At 41.0% G+C, this 18,802-nt stretch carries 14 protein-coding genes and 1 tRNA gene; 8 read left to right on the forward strand and 7 right to left on the reverse strand.

All coding sequences use genetic code 11. The annotated features are described in order from the left end of the window. The 4 genes from LBH98_02045 to LBH98_02060 form a co-directional block, all read right to left on the reverse strand. On the reverse strand, positions 1-1,902 hold the full coding sequence (locus tag LBH98_02045) for a hypothetical protein (protein ID MDR0303538.1): 1,902 nt from the start codon (positions 1,900-1,902) through the stop codon (positions 1-3). Positions 1,903-2,006: 104 nt separating this feature from the next. After that, positions 2,007-5,522 carry a hypothetical protein gene (locus LBH98_02050; GenBank protein MDR0303539.1) on the reverse strand — a complete coding sequence of 1,172 codons (3,516 nt, stop codon included), beginning with the start codon at positions 5,520-5,522 and terminating at the stop codon, positions 2,007-2,009. Between the two features lie 100 nt (positions 5,523-5,622). Beyond that, entirely contained in the window at positions 5,623-7,293 is a 1,671-nt protein-coding gene (locus LBH98_02055) for a cellulase family glycosylhydrolase (GenBank protein MDR0303540.1), read from the reverse strand. 37 nt (positions 7,294-7,330) lie between these two features. Beyond that, positions 7,331-7,407, reverse strand: a tRNA-Pro gene (locus tag LBH98_02060). Positions 7,408-7,600: 193 nt separating this feature from the next. Between LBH98_02060 and rplM the strand changes: the two genes are divergently transcribed. The 7 genes from rplM to LBH98_02095 all read left to right on the forward strand — a co-directional run bounded on the left by rplM (position 7,601) and on the right by LBH98_02095 (position 13,005). Beyond that, the gene (gene rplM / locus LBH98_02065) at positions 7,601-8,029 is read left to right on the forward strand and encodes a 50S ribosomal protein L13 (protein ID MDR0303541.1); all 429 of its coding nucleotides are present in this window, start codon (positions 7,601-7,603) and stop codon (positions 8,027-8,029) included. A 13-nt stretch (positions 8,030-8,042) separates the two neighbouring features. Next, positions 8,043-8,432 (forward strand): 30S ribosomal protein S9, encoded by a 390-nt coding sequence (gene rpsI, locus LBH98_02070; GenBank protein ID MDR0303542.1) that lies wholly within the window; start codon positions 8,043-8,045, stop codon positions 8,430-8,432. Positions 8,433-8,535: 103 nt separating this feature from the next. Next, on the forward strand, positions 8,536-9,345 hold the full coding sequence (rpsB, locus tag LBH98_02075) for a 30S ribosomal protein S2 (protein MDR0303543.1): 810 nt from the start codon (positions 8,536-8,538) through the stop codon (positions 9,343-9,345). Between the two features lie 83 nt (positions 9,346-9,428). Further along, entirely contained in the window at positions 9,429-10,325 is an 897-nt protein-coding gene (gene tsf / locus LBH98_02080; GenBank protein MDR0303544.1) for a translation elongation factor Ts, read from the forward strand. An 8-nt stretch (positions 10,326-10,333) separates the two neighbouring features. Further along, positions 10,334-11,047, forward strand: coding sequence for a UMP kinase (gene pyrH / locus LBH98_02085; protein MDR0303545.1), 714 nt, complete (start codon positions 10,334-10,336; stop codon positions 11,045-11,047). A 4-nt stretch (positions 11,048-11,051) separates the two neighbouring features. After that, positions 11,052-11,609 carry a ribosome recycling factor gene (frr, locus tag LBH98_02090; GenBank protein ID MDR0303546.1) on the forward strand — a complete coding sequence of 186 codons (558 nt, stop codon included), beginning with the start codon at positions 11,052-11,054 and terminating at the stop codon, positions 11,607-11,609. 19 nt (positions 11,610-11,628) lie between these two features. Beyond that, positions 11,629-13,005: a DEAD/DEAH box helicase gene (locus tag LBH98_02095; protein ID MDR0303547.1), complete on the forward strand. Its 1,377-nt coding sequence runs from the start codon at positions 11,629-11,631 to the stop codon at positions 13,003-13,005. A gap of 19 nt (positions 13,006-13,024) precedes the next feature. On the opposite strand, the gene LBH98_02100 is transcribed toward LBH98_02095, so the two are convergent. The 3 genes from LBH98_02100 to LBH98_02110 form a co-directional block, all read right to left on the reverse strand. Beyond that, positions 13,025-14,266 (reverse strand): geranylgeranyl reductase family protein, encoded by a 1,242-nt coding sequence (locus tag LBH98_02100; protein MDR0303548.1) that lies wholly within the window; start codon positions 14,264-14,266, stop codon positions 13,025-13,027. A 174-nt stretch (positions 14,267-14,440) separates the two neighbouring features. Beyond that, positions 14,441-15,622, reverse strand: a complete 1,182-nt coding sequence (locus LBH98_02105) for an NAD(P)/FAD-dependent oxidoreductase (protein MDR0303549.1) — start codon at positions 15,620-15,622, stop codon at positions 14,441-14,443. Positions 15,623-15,670: 48 nt separating this feature from the next. Continuing rightward, positions 15,671-17,326, reverse strand: coding sequence for a carbon starvation protein A (locus LBH98_02110; GenBank protein MDR0303550.1), 1,656 nt, complete (start codon positions 17,324-17,326; stop codon positions 15,671-15,673). Between the two features lie 300 nt (positions 17,327-17,626). On the opposite strand from LBH98_02110, the gene LBH98_02115 reads away from it, so the two are divergent. Beyond that, a partial coding sequence (locus LBH98_02115) for a PAS domain-containing protein (protein MDR0303551.1) occupies positions 17,627-18,802 on the forward strand: 1,176 nt, incomplete at its 3' end.

Raw genomic sequence — 18,802 nt, forward strand, 5'->3', positions numbered from 1 at the left:
TTATCTGTTCCAAACCAACGAAACGGATAAATCCCAAAAATCTTTTGACGATAAAATTCCTTTGTTTATATTTCTTTTTATATAAAAATCTAAAAAGAAGTCTTTTTTTATAACGGCGTTTCCTGAAATAAAGGGAGACAAAAGATATGAAACGCCTCTGCTTTCGTAATCGTTTTGAGAATAAATAAAATTGTACGATTTCATTCTTTTTACTTCGATTCCGCTTGACATCATAAGAAAAGACGTAGATTTTGACAGTGAGATATTGGAAATTATTTCATATTTTTTATCTTCAACGCCATAGTATTCTTCATTATAAATTATTCCTCTGTCGAAGCGTCCAAGTGAAAAATAAAGATAGTTTGACCACCCGTTACTGTATTGCAGCGATAAATCTGAGTTGAATGAAAAATTTCTATTGTGATAGGGCAGGGGAGTGTTTCCGTCACCGGCAAAGCGGTATTTCTGCGGCGCAGCGGAAATATTTCCTTTCAGTGAAAAAATTACGGAAGTGTCTATGGTAAACATATTGCCTAATTCAAAAGCGTATCGTCTTTCACTTCTGCTTGCCGCACTCATTTGCGGTTTTAGAAAATAGATTTGGTATTTCAACATTTCCGCCGAAAAATATAAATCGTAAATTTGCGTTAAATGTAAATCGCACTGAATTTTCGTTTGGTTTGACACGTTGTCGAAATCGTCGTTCGCTTTCATAAGGATTCCGTTTGAGTTATATGAAAAAGGATAAACTCGTTTATGCCTTTCAATCGTATATTCGGCAAGCAAATGTACGATTTCTTTGGGCGATATATATTGCGACGATAAATAATACATAGGATTAAAAACGTTCGCGTCTTTTAATTTTTCGTTTAAAGTGTCGATGCCTGTCGATTTGGAATTTATATTTGATAAATAACAATTTTCCTCTTTTGCACCCGAAATTCTCAGTCCCGTTTCAAAATTCCAATTTCCAAAATCTTTATCGACGAATCCCAAAACGGAAACGGCGCTTTTTTTAAGCGAACCGTAAAATTTGTCGGTATTTAAATAACGGTAGCGGTTATTATTAACGGAAATTTCAAAAGACGGTTCAAAAAACGCTTCTCCGATTTTGGTAGCGCGCAGCAAGACATTCAAATTATTACCGTATTTATCAGGGATTTCGACTGTTCTAAATCCGTTTAGATATCCGAATCGTGAATTTATTTCACCCAGAACTATAGTGTCGCTTATGGAAAGAATTAGAGAGTCGGTTTTGAAAAATCCGTTTTTTTCGTATGTTAATTTTGCTTTGGAAACGGCGTTTCTATGGTTTTTATCGGAATTTATGTATCTTCCCATAATATTCCCGTCAAACAGAAGCGGAGTCTGCGCTATTTGACCGCCTAAACTGTCTCCGCCGAATATTGAAAAATATCCGCCGCCGCCCCAAATTTTTTCATTTTGCAAATCAATCGCATTATGTGCGGTATTACGATTTAATCCGCCTTCAAAGGCGGGGCCCAATGAAAAACCGAAAGGAAAATTTTTGGATGCGCTTTCTGCGGTAAACCCGATAGAAACAGCCGTCGCGTCATAGCCGTTATCGTTACCGTCTAAAGAGTATCTATAAACGAATACGGGAATATTCCATTCTCCGCCGATATTAAATTTTTCGTTGTTTGTCGTTTTCTTCCCATTAAACGAAAACAGCGACGATTGTTTTTTTGTTTCGGAATCGTTATAATAATCAATTTTTGCGTTAAGCGAATCGATTGAATTGGAATCTTTATTATTAAACTCGAACTCTGATTTTGAATCTGTAATCGCTCGATAAACCGATATATTCGATTCGAAATTGAATTCGTTTTCATGTGAAAAGATACTCGTAACAACAATTGTAATAATTACAATTATTTTCATTGTTTTCAAGTTTTCTCGCTTTTTTGACTTTCTTTCCACATTTTGCCAGGAATATACGTAATAAATAATAAGAGCGGATTAAAAACCCGCTCTTATTATTTATTTTATTTATTTTTAGTTCTTTCCGGAACGTATATAAGAGAAGACGTAACTCCTTCTTGTTTGACATCGCCGGTCGGCCATTCCGTCACGACAAATAATTTGTATGCGCCGGAACCCACGCTTCTGCCGTTTGCGTTCTTACCGTCCCAGGATATTCCAAGCACCACAGTTTCTGCATTTCCCATCTTGAATAAAGCTACTTTTAAGTGTTCGTCTTTGCCTTCTTCACCAAAGCCGCTCGTTTCTATAACCTTATTTCCTACGGCGTCAAGAATTGTGGCGGACTTAAGTTGCGTATTGTCTTTATTAACATTGTTGAGACGGGGATTAAGTATCGCTATCACGACCGCTTCGCTTCCGTTAACGTCCGTAATATCTTCATTGCCATCAACCGGAACAAAAACATCGTTCAGCTGTTTATCGTTGTCTTTATTCCAATTTTTTGTCGTTATTACCGTCATTGTCAAGTTGAGATCTTTCTGCCCGATTTCTAATAACGCTTTCCTGTTGATCGTATTATCGGACCAATTATCGTCGTTTATGTAATTATCGTAATCGTCATGCAGTCCCGCAGCCGGATGAACGTTAATTGAGTCACCCCTCGTCGGCTCTTTTTTGCCTTCTATTCCTATTACTTTAAAGCGCCATTCGTCATTCGATTGACTTATATACTCTACTTTTACTTCTTTGTATCCGTTTTTATCCCACAAGTAAAACACTCGCAGCTCACCAGTATTGTAATAGGCTTTCTCGCTGAAAGTTATTATCAAAATATCGGATTCTCCAGGCAGCAATTGACCATTGTTGCCGGTTTTGCCGAAGTTATAACGCGCTTTAACAATGTACGGCGGGATGTTGTCGTGTATGTTTGTCACTTCGTACGATTTTTCGTGAGAATTTACGAACCCGTCTTTTTTAGCGGTAATTTTAATAGTTATTTCTCCGTCCGGCATTTCGGCAAACGGAATTTTATCGCCGCTTTTTACAGTCTTTGACCACAATTTTCCGTCTTTGTCATACACTTTGACAACGACTTCCGCATCTGAGCCTTCGTCTTCAAGGTTTTTCCAGTATGTGTCTATTATCAAAGTATCATTCATATTTAGAATATCGCCGTCTTTGATATCTTTGAATTCGTCTTCGTCCTTTACAACGGGTTTAACCTGCAATTGTTTGAGTGTAATTACGGCTTCTTTCGGATCCTTGTCGTCAAATAATTCGTTAGCCTCAGTCCCTGCGGTAATCTTAATCGTAGTATTTTCCGCTTTTGAAGGGTCTATACCTATGTCGTCCAACAAACTAATTTTTATATACAATAGATCATCGCCTACATTTTTTTCTATAATTTCCCAGATTGCATTTCCTTCGCGGCCTCCGTATTCCCATTTCCCGTAGAACTTATGCTCGTAGTTTTTCATGTCGTCAGACATTTCGCTGGGGTCAAATACGACGATTATATAGTTTTGGTCGGTTCCGATTTCCTTACCGTTTGCGGAAACCATACCGCCGCCCTCTTCTATTTTTATGTCGGGTGCGGGAAATCCGTAGTGGTCGTAACCGATCCATAAAGTCATATCGTGCAAAATAGCGCGGCTCGCGTCTTGATCTTTCAAATAAGTCGGCTGATAACCAATCATAGCAAGGCGCTGACGTCCGTGCTGAACGACGGAAATTTGATTGTAAATTTTGTCTTTGAAAGCGTTGTAGTACGGATTTCTCCCTGAATTTGTCGCAGGAAGTTCGCTTTCTCTGAAATAATTTCCATCCTCGTCAAATTCTCCGGCTTTATTATCATCTTGTTCTTCTCCCGCTTTTGGTCCTGTCGCGTGCGGACGAACGAATTGCGCTTTTATGTTACCGGGTTTTCCCGCCCTTTGTTCGCCTAAGTAGTTGGCGTAATAATTCTCTTTCTTAAATCCTTCTTTTTCAATATCTGAAAAACTTTTCGGATTCATGTATTTGTTAAACGCCCAAATGCTCGCGCCCGCCTGAATTCGTCCGTTATCTCCGGCGCTGCTGCCGTACGGCTTAAATTTAAGTTCGGTCATCCCCATATTGGCAAAAGTCCCGCCGTAGTGACTTCCGAAAATTTCGTCGTAAATTTTACCTACGCCGTTATTAATAACGATTCTCAAATCGCGCAGTCCGCCGGCGTTAAAATTGATTTGTGTCCCGGCGGAGTATTGAGCCCAATCGTCTTTGTCTCCGTTTTGACCGCTTGGTCCTTTGCCTTTATTTGTGCTGTTGTTGTTTCCGTAATAAGCGTCCGCGCTGACGTTTTTTATATATCCAATTTTTTGCCCTTTACGCAAAACAATTAAACTGTCGTTTCCTCCGGTTTCAGGATTTTTTGCCCCAATCTTCCAATGATCTTTAACTACGTCGCCGTTCATAATCAATCCGCTATCGGACAAACAAAGTCCGCGGTCGATTCTCATTTCTCCGTTCAAAAACAGAGACGGAGACTCTCCTTTTATATAAACCTTATTATCTTGTTCTAAAATCCCGACTAAAAGGTCAACTTCGTTATGCCAACCGTAACCCATCCGCGCTTCGTACTCGTCGTTTTCTATAACTTCCACCGCCTTTGCGTTAATAGACCATTCGCCGTATTTGTGTAAAATCGTTGGAGCGGGGGTAACAATGTCGTAACCTGACTGCCATCCGCCTTTTTTACTGTCGTAAATAGGCTTATTTTTATCTATACTATCATTTTCAATTAGGTACATTTTGTACCCCTTATCGTCATTGCCAGCAATCGTAACTGTATCGGCTTTCTCCCAAAAATATCCGTACGCGTCGTTACCGTCGTTTGTTTTTAAAAAATTAAATTCCTTTATAATGTCTGCGGTTCCATACTTGCTATACACATCGTCGCTGTAACGCTTAATGGTAAAATTGTTTTGTACGCCCATAACTGGGAACGTAGTTTTTTCAGGGTCGAGGTCGCGGGCGTCGGTTACCGAACGCTGCCCGATAAAGAAAATCCCTACGCCTTTTTGAGCCGCTTCCTTGAACATATCGAACATATTGTCGCCGTCTTCTATTTCCGCGCCCGCCCCTATGTAAACGATCGCGTTGGGCTGTGAACCGTCAAAATCTCTTTCTATTTTATCGTAAGTGATATCGTCGTCGGAAGAATAAACTCTTACATGCGGAAGTCCCAAATACTCAAGGTCTCCGTATTCCGGAGTATTTGTAGTATCAAGCGTTTTATTCGGTTTTAAGTCGGGGTTGTCGGGATTAAGCGACCAAAGGAAAAATTTTAACTGCGCTTTCGATATTTCCGGAGCGTCTTTACTGTCGCCGTCCCATCTTCCCTCTTTCCATCCTCCAGAAAGTTGATAATCTTCTTCTCCTACTGGCCAGCCGAGCGGCGCGTCGGTGTTTTGTGTAGCGGGGTTCCATATCACCGCGATTTTCATATTCTTTACGTCATAATCGTTGGCTGCGAATACCGTCGCCGCCGTAAAACAGATTACGCAAGCCGCGTTAAAAAACGATTTTAATTTATTCATAATTATCCTCCTGTGAAAACTTCTTTTATAAAAACTTATACCATATTCTATATTATATACAAAAAAATTATTTTTTGCTTGAATTTTTTCTATTAAGGTTTCACTTGCAAATGTACTTCAACGAAAGATTGTTTCCTATTCGCACCGTATAAATTCCTTTCGGCGTATTTTTTATTTCCGCTTTTCCGTCTGCGCCGCATTTTCCCGAAAAAATAACTTTCCCGTTTGCCGAAATAACTTCAAATTGAGCGGACGGATATGCGTTGACAACGTTTCCGGAAATGAATATTTTCCGATTTAAGCCGGTTAGTAATTTTTGTCCGGAAACGGGCGCGGCGTCGATGACGATTTCTTTAATCGAAACGTTTGAAAGAACCGCTTTTCCCGTACTCAAACCTAAATTAAAAATCAAATTTATCGTCCGCGAGGTTTTTTCCGTCTGGATTACCGCCTTTACGTTTTTTGCGGGAACGCTCGCCGTAATTCCACCCCAAATTTCGTAATCTTCGTCGGTTTCCACGCATGCGTAAAGAGTCATAGCGCTGTCGCCCGCCGCGTCAAACGAAAGCAGATACGATTTCCCCGCTTCAAGAGGAAGTTTTTCCTGAATAACCTGTATTCCCCAAACGTCCGACGGAATTTTTGATACGTTTATTGAAAGCCCGCCGTCTGAGAATTCAAAATCCGCGCTTCCCGTTTTGTCCCAAACCCCGTAAGTCCAATTTTTCGCCTTGTTTTCAAAATTCGGATTGCGGACAAGATTTTCGTTCCCGATAGAATAATCGCCGCTTGATATTTCTTTTGTCGAAAAAAGCGCCGCCGTCAATTCTTCACGCCATTTTTTTGTCTGCGGATCGTAAAGTCCAAAACCAGAAGAATATTCCCAGTATGAAAACGCAAAGCCGAAACGGCTGCAGAGCGCCGCGGCGTATTCCGTCCAGAGTACCCTGTCGTCATATATCGCTTTGTCGTAAGCCCCAAATTCGCCGATGTGTATTTTCAGATTTTTTCGTTTCGCGTAATCGTAAACTTCTTCAAAATCTTGAAGCATAGCCAATTTTTGAACGCCGCTTTGCGTCCAGCGGGTTCCAAGCCAAGCGTTTGAGCCTTCCGCCCAATCCGCACCCTGATGCGTAAATTTACCCGGATTGTAATAATGTAAAGTGACGATTAAATTGTCGTCTTCGGGAATTTTCAGCGTCTTGAACATTGAAAATCCGCCCCAATCGGCCGTTCCAAGCAAAATCGGGCGGGTCTTGTTGGTTTTTCTGATTATTTTTACAAGTTCGTCCGGATAAATATTCCAAAGTTCTATAGTGGTCGCGTCGTGCGGCTCGTTCATAAGTTCAAATAAAACGGAAGAGTCTTTATAGTTTGCAAATTCCTGCGAAACGTCTTCCCAAATATTTTTAAGGATTTCAAAATATTTTTGCGGTTCCGCCGCCATTCCTTCAAAATGATGGACGTCTATAATCGCGGTCATTTTGTTTCTTATTGTTTGATCGACCGCCCATTTTACTTTTTGCATAAACTCCGGAGAAACGCGCTTTTCGTTTGTTACGTAATCCGAAAATCTTGCGGGAATACGGATATTGTTAAATCCTTTTTGCGCGATATTTACAAAATCGACCGAATCGATACTTACGCCCCAATTTTCGTTTTTTGGCGCCTCTAACCAATCGCCGAGATTGACGCCTCTACCGGGGAACGGCAAATCGCAAAAAACCGATACCGCAGATAAAAAAACGGGGAAAATAATGGAATTTTTCATTTGAGACCTCCGAAAAAAATTACAGTCGCTATAATTTTGGTCGGAGCGAGAGGATTTGAACCTCCGGCCCCTTGCACCCCATGCAAGTGCGCTACCAGGCTGCGCCACGCTCCGTTTCATAAAGTCGGCGCAAATATACTATATTTTTGTAGTTTGTAAAATGATTTTTTTTCAAGAAATTCGGTTTTTGTCGAATTTATAATAAAATTGTATATTTGTTTCTTATTAATATTGACTAATCGTTGCGGAATATATTATATTGCTGACGGATTTTATTGAGAATTTTTTAACAAAGGTGTTTTTCAGGATGAAAACCGTTGTAATTAATGCAGATTCCATACAAAGAAAATGGTTTGTGGTAGATGCGGAAAATGTAGTGCTTGGAAGATTGGCTTCCAAATTGGCTTATATTCTTATGGGGAAAAACAAAGTAAATTATTCTCCTAATCAAGACCATGGCGATTATGTTATCGTAATTAACGCTGAAAAAGTCGCTTTGACCGGAAATAAAGAAGAAACGAAAACATATTTTCGACATTCGCGTTATCCAGGCGGCGAAAAGATTCGTCCTTATAAAGTTCAAAGAGAACTTGACGCGTCGGTGATTATTAAAAAGGCGGTGCACGGAATGCTTCCGAAGAATGCGCGCGGTAAGGCGATTGAGCGTAAATTGTTTGTTTATGCGGGGAATGAGCATCCGCACACGGCGCAGAAACCAGAAAATTTATTTATTTAAGGAGTTTGTAATTTTGAGCGATACTATTGTTACGGTAGGAAGAAGAAAAAGTGCGGTCGCAAGGGTCTTTCTTAGTAAAGGAAGCGGTAAAATACTTGTGAACGGAGTCGATGTTTCCGACTATCTCAAAAGCGAAACGCTTCGCGTAAACGCCCAAAAGCCGTTTACGGTTTTAGAAAACGAGGGTGATTACGATGTGAAAGTCAACGTTTGCGGCGGCGGTTTGAGCGGCCAGGCGGGCGCGATTCGTTTGGGGATAGCGAGAGCGTTGGTCGAACTGAACGCGGAAAATCGTCCAATACTCAAAAAGGCGGGGCTTTTGACCCGTGACGCGCGTGAAGTCGAAAGAAAGAAATACGGCCAGGCGGGGGCGAGAAAAAAGTTCCAGTTCTCAAAGAGATAATTATTTATATAAACTAAAACAATGCACGCTCGAAGTAATGGGTTCTGCCTAAACGGCAGCGTTTTCGGGCGGAGGCGAAACCCATTAATATTAAGGAGTTTTAATGTCGGTAATCAAAATTGAAGAGTTGTTGGAAGCAGGCGCTCACTTCGGTCACCAAATTCGGCGTTGGAATCCTAAAATGAAACCTTACATTCTTTGCGAAAGAAACGGTATTCATTTTATGGATTTGGAAAAAACCATTTTGGGGCTCAATAAATTTATTGAGAAAGTCGGCGAAGTGACGAGTAAAGGCGGAAAAATTTTGTTCGTGGGAACAAAAAAGCAGTTGAAAACGTATATTAGAGAAGAAGCGGAACGTTGCAAAATGCCGTTTGTTACGGAAAGATGGCTTGGAGGGATGCTCACCAATCTTGCTACCGTAAAAGAAAGTATCCGCCGTCTTGATAAATTGGAAGCGGAAATGGAAACGGAAGATTTTCACAAACTTACCAAAAAAGAGCAGGGGCAAAAACTTCACGACAAAGAAAAATTACTCTCGGTTTTGGGCGGTATCCGCGATATGAAGCATAATCCGAAAATCGTGTTTGTCGTTGATACGGTAAGAGAGCATTTGGCGGTTGCCGAAGCGAGACGTTTGGGTATTGAAGTAGCGGCTATCGCCGACACCAACAGTAATCCCGATTTGATAGATTATGTTATTCCGGCGAATGACGACGCCATAAAATCGGTTAAAGTTATTACCGAAAAAATAGTCGATGCGATTATTGACGCGACTAAAGACCTCAAAGTTATTGCCGGAAAAGAGGGCGAAGAGGACGAAGCGAAAAAAGCGGCAAAATACGAAAAACAAGACGCCGAAGATGAAGAATCTCGTAAACCAAGAAAAAAAATCAGAAAAAAAGCGGAATAATTTGTCCGTAAAAATTAACGCGCTCCTTTTGTTTATAAAAGCGAACGGGTTTGTTTATCAACAATAAAACAAAGGAATAAATAATGGATATTACCGCTTCGATGGTGGCACAGTTAAGAGAAAAAACCGGACTTGGAATGATGGATTGCAAAAAAGCGTTGACGGAAGCGGACGGGAATATGGCTTTTGCCGTTGAAAATTTGAGAAAGAAAGGCGCTGCGACCGCCGCAAAACGTTCGGGTAAGGCGACAAAAGAAGGTAAAGTCGTTTCGGTAACCGACGGAAAATTTTCGGCTATTATAGAAATTAATTGTGAAACGGAGCCCGTAGCGAAAGTCGAAGATTTTACGAATTTGCTCGAAGATATTAAAAAAGCGGTTATAGCCGATAAGCCCGATACTTTAGAATCGCTTTTAAAAATTAAGTCCGGTTCGCAGACTATCGGCGAAAGAACTATTGATTTGATTGGTAAAATCGGCGAGAAAATCGCCGTTTCGTCATATTTTCATCAAACCGCGCAAAACAATGACTTAATTTTTTCTTATGTACACTCAAACGGTAAAGTCGGTTCGTTGATTAAACTTACCGCAGATAAAAATTTAGCGGACAATGCTGATTTTAAGACTTTGGGAAGCGACATTGCGATGCAAGTCGCCGCCCAAAAGCCGCTTGCTATTGATAGAGACGGAATTTGTGCGCAAGCCGTCGCCAAAGAAAAAGAAATTTGCGAAGAACAAGTTAAAAACGATCCGAAAAACGCTAATAAGACGGCAGCCGTTTTGGAAAAAATCGCAGAAGGTAAATTATCTAAATTCTATAAAGAATCGACGCTGCTTGATCAGGAATTTATAAAAAACGATAAAATGTCCGTTCGGCAGGTGATTGACGAAACATCTGTAAAAATCGGCGCAAAAATTTCGGTCTCGGCTATGAATATGATCGAATTGGGCGCTAACAGCGTAGAGGAATCGGAGGAATAAGAGAAAGAATGGGGAAGTATAAACGAATACTTCTGAAATTGAGCGGAGAAGCGCTTGCCGGCGAAACGGGTTTCGGCGTTTCTTCCGATATTCTTTTGAACGTAGCGCAGGATATAAAACAAGTTGCCGCCGCCGGTATTGAGGTCGCTGTGGTGATAGGCGGAGGGAATATATTTCGCGGAATGTCCGCCGCGGCGAACGGCTTTAACAGAACGGCGGGCGATAATGTCGGAATGCTTGCGACTATCATAAACTCGATTATGCTTGCGGAGACGCTGAAAAAAATAGATATCGACGCTCGCGTGATGAATTCTTTTCAAGTCGATAAAGTCGCCGAATATTTTGTCGCTGAAAACGCGATACGGCATTTACAAAAAAAAAGAGTCGTTATTGTTTCCGGCGGAACGGGGAATCCGTTTTTTACGACGGACACGGCGGCGGCTTTGCGTTGTGCGGAATTAAATTGCGACGTATTTTTTAAAGCTACGAAAGTTGACGGTATTTACGACAAGGATCCGATGAAGTATAAAGACGCTGTAAAATTTAACGAGATTACGCATTCTTTTGCGCTTGAGAAGCGATTGAAAATTATGGATTCTGCGGCATTTTCGCTTTGTTTAGATAATAACGTTGAAATCTTGGTTTTTGAATTGCTTAATAAAGGAAATATTTTTCGCGCCGTAAACGGTGAAAATGTCGGTACGGCGGTAAAGAAAGGATAGGATTGTGGTTGATTTGATTAAAACCGAAACAAAAGAAAAGATGGAAAAGTCCGTTGAATCTTTAAAAATTCATTTCAAAAAGATACGTACGGGAAGAGCGTCGATAGATATGCTTGACGGAATAAAGGTTAGTTATTACGGAACGCCGAAGCCTATAAACCAAGTTGGAAATATTTCGACTCCGGATGCGAAGACGATAGTTGTTCAGCCGTGGGAGAAAAATCTTATAGGCGAAATAGAAAAAGCGATTTTGTCTTCAAATTTGGGAATTACTCCGCAAAACGACGGGAATCTTATTCGTTTATCCGTTCCTTCGCTTACGGAAGAGCGGAGGAAAGAGTTGGCTAAGGAATGCAGAACTATGTCGGAAGATATAAAAGTCGCTATACGAAACATACGTAAAGACAGTAACGAGCAGATTAAAAAAGCGGAAAAAAATAAAGAATTGAGCGAGGATTTATCTAAAGACGCTCAGGATGATATTCAAAAAATTACCGATTCCTACATTGCCAAAGTCGATGAACTGCTGGCGGTGAAAGAAAAGGAAGTTTTGAACCGATAGGGGTTTCAGGTTTTTATTGATGAAATTTACAGAATTAAATCTTTCGCAAAACGTTATGAGCGGCGTAAACGACGCCGGTTTTACGATTTGTACCGAAGTTCAGGAAAAAGTGATTCCGTTTGCGGTTAACGGACGTGACGTTTGTGTACAATCGCAGACAGGGACGGGAAAGACCGCCGCATTTTTGCTGTCGTTGTTTGAAATAATGGAAAAAAGCGAGTATCGGGAATTTGCGCTTATCGTTGTTCCGACACGGGAACTTGCCGCACAAATTGAAAAAGAAGCAAAACTTTTGGGAAAATTTCTGCCTTATAACATCGCTTCGTGTTATGGCGGCGTCGGTTATGAGGAACAAAAAGAAAACTTGCGGGTCGGGACGGAAATTCTTATAGGAACTCCGGGGCGTCTTATTGATTTGCAGCGAAAAGGGACGTTGAAACTTGAAAAATATCATTTTGCGGTTATTGACGAAGCCGACAGAATGTTTGATATGGGATTTTACCAAGACATTCGAAAGATTTTTAGAGCGTTGCCGGCAAAAGATTTTCGGCAAATTATGTTGTTTTCGGCGACCATGAGTTTCAAATGTCAAATTTTAGCTTCCGATTTTATGCGCAATCCGGTGAATATCGTAATTAATCCCGAAACTATAACGGTAGATAAAATCGAACAAAAAGTTTATCACGTAGGCAGTTCAAACAAATTTCGGCTAATGTTAGGCATACTGAAATCTTCTGAAAATAAAAGAGCGATTGTTTTCAGCAATACCAGAAATTTGTGTGAAGAATTGTATGCCAAATTGATTATAAACGGAGTGTCGGCTGTTTATTTGACAGGCGATATGACGCAGCGAAAACGCGATATTGCAATCGATAATTTCAAAAAAGGTTTGATTTGCGTACTTGTCGCTACGGATATTGCGGCGCGTGGAATACACGTCGATAATCTTGACATTGTAATAAATTATGATATTCCTATGGATGCGGAGAATTATATTCACAGAATCGGACGAACTGCGCGTGCGGGTAAAGAAGGAATCGCTTATACGTTCGCTTGCGAACATTTTGCCGAATATTTAAGTCCGATTGAAGAGAGAATAAATAAAAAAATCCCGTCTATTATCGCTTGCAACGATGATTACGCCGAAGATAAAAGCGTGGGCGTATCGTGGCGTTCGGAGATAAAAGGTATGCAGAATCAGAATCGGCGCGATTATGCATATCCGCATAAACGCAGTGTAAAACCATATACTGAAAAATCAAAACATCGCGCTTCTTTTGTTGAAAAATATCACGAAGGGCGCGATATTAGTCATCCTCAAAACCCTGTATCGTTGCAGCATTCGCACAAAATTCACGACAATACCGTTAAAAGAAAATTTCTTGGATTGTTTTGAAGAAATATTTTGTAAATTTTCATCTCTTAAAAAGCAATTTAATGTAAAAAAGCGGATTTAGTAATTGTTTCCTGTCTTTTTGAGAAGCCACCGCTTCGGCTATTTTTATCATTGTTTCGCGGTTTTTTGCCGCGGCGCCTATAACAAAATCAATTAACCAAACCCATTTCATTTTATTGACTATCGCCGACACGCGAAATTCTTTGAGCAGCGCTTTTACACAAATTTCGTGAAACATAGCCATTTTTTTTGCGGAGAAATCCCAGTTTTTGAATGCCGAATCAATAACTTGCGCCGCTTTTTGCGCCGAAAACATAGCGTTTCCTACTCCTTCACCGGTAAAATGTTCGGTTAATCCCATAGAATCGCCGATAATTAAAAGATGCGCTTTCGGCTTGAAAACCTTTATTCCGCCCAAATTCAGAAATGTCGCTTTGGGTTTTGTTATCGCTTGTGCGAATTTGAATCTGTCGGCAAAATGGCGGCTTGAAATTATCTTTTCCAATTCTCTTTTCGGGTTGATTTTGCGCCGTATTCGCGCTTTTTCCGGAATTACAAAACCTATATTGACAATGTCGTCTTTTTCAGGGAAAATCCAAAAATATCCTTCTACGATTGATTTCACAAAGTGCATTTCTATCATATTTTTATCACATTCGACATCTTTGAAGTATTGTTTGATTCCGAATACGCATTTTTTACTGCTTGGGTAATTGTAATTTATCGTTTTTAAGATTTTCGGAAAAATTCCGCAGGCGCAAACAACTATATTAGCCTCAAACATAACCGATTTTTTTGAATTGACTTGATTTCCGCGAATTCCGCAAATTTCGTTTTTCTTGTTGAAAATAAAACCCTTCGCCTCAAAATTTTCCAAAACGTCAACACCTGCGTTTCGCGCTTTGTTTATCAAAAAATTGTCGAAGAAGATTCGATTCAAAGTATAACCTTCAACGTCTTCCGTTCTACCCATCTTCGCATAATTTATCGGCAGAATCGTACCGTTCGGACTTGAAAAAACAACGCCGTCAATTTGGTTTACAGGGCATTCTTCAAGAAATTCTTCATACAATTCAAGCGCCTGAAGCGTTTTAATCGCTCGTGTGGAAAGCCCGTCGCCGCAAATTTTTTCACGCGGGAACACCGCTTTGTCTATAAGAAGTACGGAACGGTTTTGCTTTTTTACAAAAAGTGCGGCGGCGGCGCCGGCCGGTCCCGCTCCGACAACAATTACATCAAAATTTTCAGTAATTTTACTCAAAATTTATCTCACCGATTTTTTTATTTAGAATCATTTAATATCGTGAAAAATACGAATTATCGGCGTAACAAATGCGGAAAAAACCAAAATTTCAAATAATAGGCGAAAATGTATGTTTATTTTGATCGTAAATTTTTTATTTCATTCACATATTTTTGATAAGGTTTATCGTCTTCATCTAAACAAAAAGAATACTTTTAACAATAATTTGGGATGTTTTGCAAAAACCTTCATAAAAACGCGTAAATAACTCAATTTTTCCGGATTTTCATTTTTCAACGCCGCTGCGACGTCGTTATAAAAATCGTCGCCTTTGCTCAAAAGCGCGGTTTTCAGTACGTATGAGCGAACTTGATTCTTTCCGCAATATTTTTTCCAGTTTTTTTCGTAATCGTTCATTTTTTTATAGTTTACAATGCCGTTTTTAAGCGAATCTACAATTGTCTTACCTGCGGTTTTGCCGGCAAAAAGCGCGTATGCTATTCCGCCGCCGTTGAGCGCATTTACCTGCCCTGCCGTATCTCCCGCCAAAACGACGCCGTTTTTTGACAAAGGCGATAAATACTTCCCCACAGGAACGCCGCCGCAGTGCAAGTCTGTGATTTTTGCGTTCGGGAATTTTTTATCGACGAAATCATAAAACAATTTTTTCGCTAAACCCGCATTCGAATATTTTCCCAGAACGCCAAGTCCGACGTTAGCGCAATTTTTTCCGCGCCCGAATACCCACAGATATCCGCCGACTGCGATTTTACTTCCCGTGTAAAATTCTATAGTGTTTTTTTCAATCAGGTCGTGTTCCACTTTCGCAAAAACGCAGCTTTCAATATCTTCGGGGGCAAAACCGTTTCTCCACCAGGTTTTTCTGCGAATTAGACTCTCTATTCCGTCTGCGGCCGCCAATACGCAGGAGATAAAAACGTCACCGTCTTGTGTAACGCATTTATATTCAAACTGCAGATTGCTTTTTTGCAGAATTTCAACATTGGAAATATATGTATTGTTAAAATATTTTGCACCCGCTCTTTGCGCGTTTTCTACAAGTTCTCTATCCATTTTTGTTCTATCGACGCAGAAACTCTCGCCGATATTTTTAACTTCTATATGCGTGTCGTTTGCGGAAACAAACCTGACTTTGTCGATTTGAGACAAAACCCATTCCGGCTTGATTCCCGTTGAAACGCTCATTCCTTTAAATCCTACGCCTTCACCGCAGCGAACCGGCATAGACGGAAACTCCTTACGCTCAATAAGTGCGGTGTTCAGCCCTGATTTTGCACAGATTTCGGCGCAAATCGCTCCTGCCGGACCTGCGCCGACAATCACGACGTCAAATCTTTTAATATTCTCATCCATATTGCCGAGTAATATACTTTCTGCAGCAAAGAGCAATGTCGGAAGACATTATTCTATAACGGTTTTTTTATCGTTTAGCGCAATAACTCCTTTTACGGCTACCACAACTCCAAGCGCAAAAAGCAAGACGGCAAAAACTAATTGTATTCCGTCCGATGCAAAAGAGAAATTCGTTGGAATTTTGCCGACTAATTTAAATACGCTTATTCCAAGCGCAGAAAACGTAACGGCAAGCATGAATCCAAACGGAATGTAAAGAGCGAAACCGCTACGATTCGTCTTTTTTAGGAACACGGCGCAAGCAATCAACGCAAGTGCGCCGAGCAGTTGGTTTGCCGAGCCGAAAAGCGGCCAAATATCCTGATAACCGCGCAACGCAAGTAAATACCCCGTAACAAGCGTTATGGCAGTGGCAAAATACTTGTTGCATAAAATCTTGACAAGCAAAGACTGTTTTTCGTCGTTCATAAAAAATTCTTGAAAAGACAAACGCCCGATTCGTGCGCAGGAATCTAAAGAAGTCAGCGCAAAAGCGGAAATAGACAAAGTAATAAGCGTATATACAATGTTTTGCGGCAGTCCGAATTCGGATAAAAATCCCGAAACGGCGTTTGCAAAAATTACAGGCGGCGTTCCCTGCGGCATTTTTCCGCCTGCGGCAAGTGCGCCTACCGCAATAAGCGCAAGCACTGCGAGTAAACATTCGACAAGCATAGCCCCAAACGAAACAGGAAGTATATCGCGCTCATTTTCTATCTGTTTTGACGCTGTTCCCGATGCGATAAGCGCGTGAAAACCCGAAACTGCGCCGCATGCGACGGTTACGAAAAGTATTGGGAAAAGATAATTTCCATTCACCTCAAAACCGGTAAAGGGGGCGATGTTCATCTTTGGATTATCGATAATAACGCCCGCAAAAGCGCAAATCATCATAGCGATTAACAGAAAAGAATTCAGATAATCTCGTGGTTGAAGCAGCGCCCAAACAGGCGTAATACACGCGATAAACACATATCCGAATACGAAATAAAGCCAAAATCCCTGTGTCATAAAAATCGGAAATAAAAGCCCAAACGCGACACATGCGATAAGTAAAATAATCGCTGTCGAAGTTTGCAAAATATTATTCGGTTTTCTTCTGATAAAAAATCCAAGTCCGACCGCCGCAATCATAAAAAGAATCGACGTTGTCGCGACAGCCGCGTTTTCAGGTATTTTTTCCGCACTTTTTGAGAAACCGTTAAAGGTTTGCGCTACAATGTCGGCGAAAGCGGCGATAACGAGTATTGAAAACAGCCACACGAACATCAAAAACAATTTCTTGCCCGTTTGTCCGATATACTGTTCGATAACATATCCGATTGTACGTCCTTTGTTTTTGACAGACGCATACATTGCCGCAAAATCTTGTACCGCGCCGATAAAAATCCCGCCGATAAGTATCCACAAAAGCACCGGAAGCCAGCCGAACATCGCCGCGATAATAGGTCCGTTTATCGGTCCCGCACCCGCTATAGAAGCGAATTGATGCCCGAATACCACGCTTCTTTTGCCTGCGACGTAATCTACGCCGTCGCTTAATTCGTGCGCGGGTGTTTTTTTGTTCGGGTCGATACCCCATTTTTTTGCCAATCGGCCGCCATAAACCACATACGCCGTAACAAGACAAAAGCTTGACAATAAAAGCAACAAAATTCCACTCATAAACTTACTCCGGATTTGATAAATAGTGCGGATAAAATAATTTTTGCATCAAACGTTTTGACGAGCGATATTAAAAATCGTACATTTTGAGCGCAACAATATAGTCAATTATTTAAAAAACGTCATATCTACATTTTATACTTTTGATTGATTATACATTTATTATATTTATTATGATTTTCTTGGGTAATCAATAAAATATTATTTATTGATGCCAAAAAATGAAAAACTTACGATAAAAATTCGCCTGATGTTATGAAGCGGATAAAGCTTTATAATGAAAGTAAGCTGGGAGAACGTATGCAAGTGAATGAAAATATTAGACTTATGCTGGACGCTACGCCGCTGGCGTGTATCATGTGGAAGAATTTTAAAATATTAGAATGTAACGAAGAAGCCGTCAGATTGTACCGAGTTAAAGACAAGTCGGCTTTTCAGGAAAAATTCTTTGAATTGTCGCCTGAGTATCAGCCTGACGGGCGACGTTCTATTGATTTGGTTTCGCAATGTATCCAAAAAGCTTACGACGAAGGCAAATATATCTTTGAATGGATGCACCAGACGTTAGACGGGACGTTGTTTCCCGCCGAAGTAACGTTAATGCGCGCGAACGTGAAATCGGACGACCATATAGTTTTTAGTTATACGCGTGATTTGCGCGAACAAAAGCGGATGACGGAAGAACTCAGGCAGGCGAATGAACGCATTAGCCTTATGCTGAACTCTACGCCGCTCGCCGGTACCCTGCGCGATAGGAATTTCAGGGTATTCGACTGTAATGAGGAAGCCGTCAGACTGTTCGGAGCTAAAGACAAACAGGAGTTTATAGAAAGATTCAGTGAATTGTCGCCGGAGTATCAGCCTGACGGACAGCGTTCCGTTGAGCTTGCCGCTCAATATGTACAAAAAGCCTACAAAGAAGGCAAATACGTCTTTGAATGGGTGCACCGGACATTAGACGGGACATTATTTCCCGCCGAAATAACGATAATTCGCGTGGGCGAGGAATCAAGCGGCTATACGACTATGGGCTATACGCGGGATTTGCGTGAAGAAAAACGGATGACTCAAAACGTGCGCGAAACCGCAGCGCTTCTGCAAAAGGTGGTTGCGAACTATCCGGGCGCTATCTGGAGCATTGACAGGAACGAAGTGTATACATTGTTTAACGGCAGGTCTATCGGTAAATTTGGAGTTACGCCGGAACAGGTTGTCGGGAAATCTTTTAACAATGCGCCCCCCCAGATCGTATACCCCGAAATCATTGACTATATACGTAAAACATATACCGACGGAGCGCAGGAATGGGTTGCCAAGATTGAACAGGGAGCTTTCCATATCCGCACTTCGCCGATTTATGGGGACGATGGGAATATAATCGGCGTGGTCGGCAACTCCGATGAGATAACGGAAGTTATCCGCCTGCAAGATGACCTGAAAGAATCGCTTGATAAAGCCAATGAAGCGAACACGCTT

Source organism: Chitinispirillales bacterium (assembly GCA_031254455.1).
Taxonomy (GTDB): domain Bacteria; phylum Fibrobacterota; class Chitinivibrionia; order Chitinivibrionales; family Chitinivibrionaceae; genus WRFX01.

Excerpts from the sequence above, each read along its gene's own strand:
- rpsB (MDR0303543.1), top strand. The coding sequence starts at position 8,536 with ATGTCGGTAATCAAAATTGAAGAGTTGTTGGAAGCAGGCGCTCACTTC.
- LBH98_02050 (MDR0303539.1), bottom strand. The coding sequence starts at position 5,522 with ATGAATAAATTAAAATCGTTTTTTAACGCGGCTTGCGTAATCTGTTTT.
- pyrH (MDR0303545.1), top strand. The coding sequence starts at position 10,334 with ATGGGGAAGTATAAACGAATACTTCTGAAATTGAGCGGAGAAGCGCTT.
- LBH98_02105 (MDR0303549.1), bottom strand. The coding sequence starts at position 15,622 with ATGGATGAGAATATTAAAAGATTTGACGTCGTGATTGTCGGCGCAGGT.
- rplM (MDR0303541.1), top strand. The coding sequence starts at position 7,601 with ATGAAAACCGTTGTAATTAATGCAGATTCCATACAAAGAAAATGGTTT.
- LBH98_02055 (MDR0303540.1), bottom strand. The coding sequence starts at position 7,293 with ATGAAAAATTCCATTATTTTCCCCGTTTTTTTATCTGCGGTATCGGTT.
- LBH98_02095 (MDR0303547.1), top strand. The coding sequence starts at position 11,629 with ATGAAATTTACAGAATTAAATCTTTCGCAAAACGTTATGAGCGGCGTA.
- LBH98_02110 (MDR0303550.1), bottom strand. The coding sequence starts at position 17,326 with ATGAGTGGAATTTTGTTGCTTTTATTGTCAAGCTTTTGTCTTGTTACG.
- LBH98_02045 (MDR0303538.1), bottom strand. The coding sequence starts at position 1,902 with ATGAAAATAATTGTAATTATTACAATTGTTGTTACGAGTATCTTTTCA.
- tsf (MDR0303544.1), top strand. The coding sequence starts at position 9,429 with ATGGATATTACCGCTTCGATGGTGGCACAGTTAAGAGAAAAAACCGGA.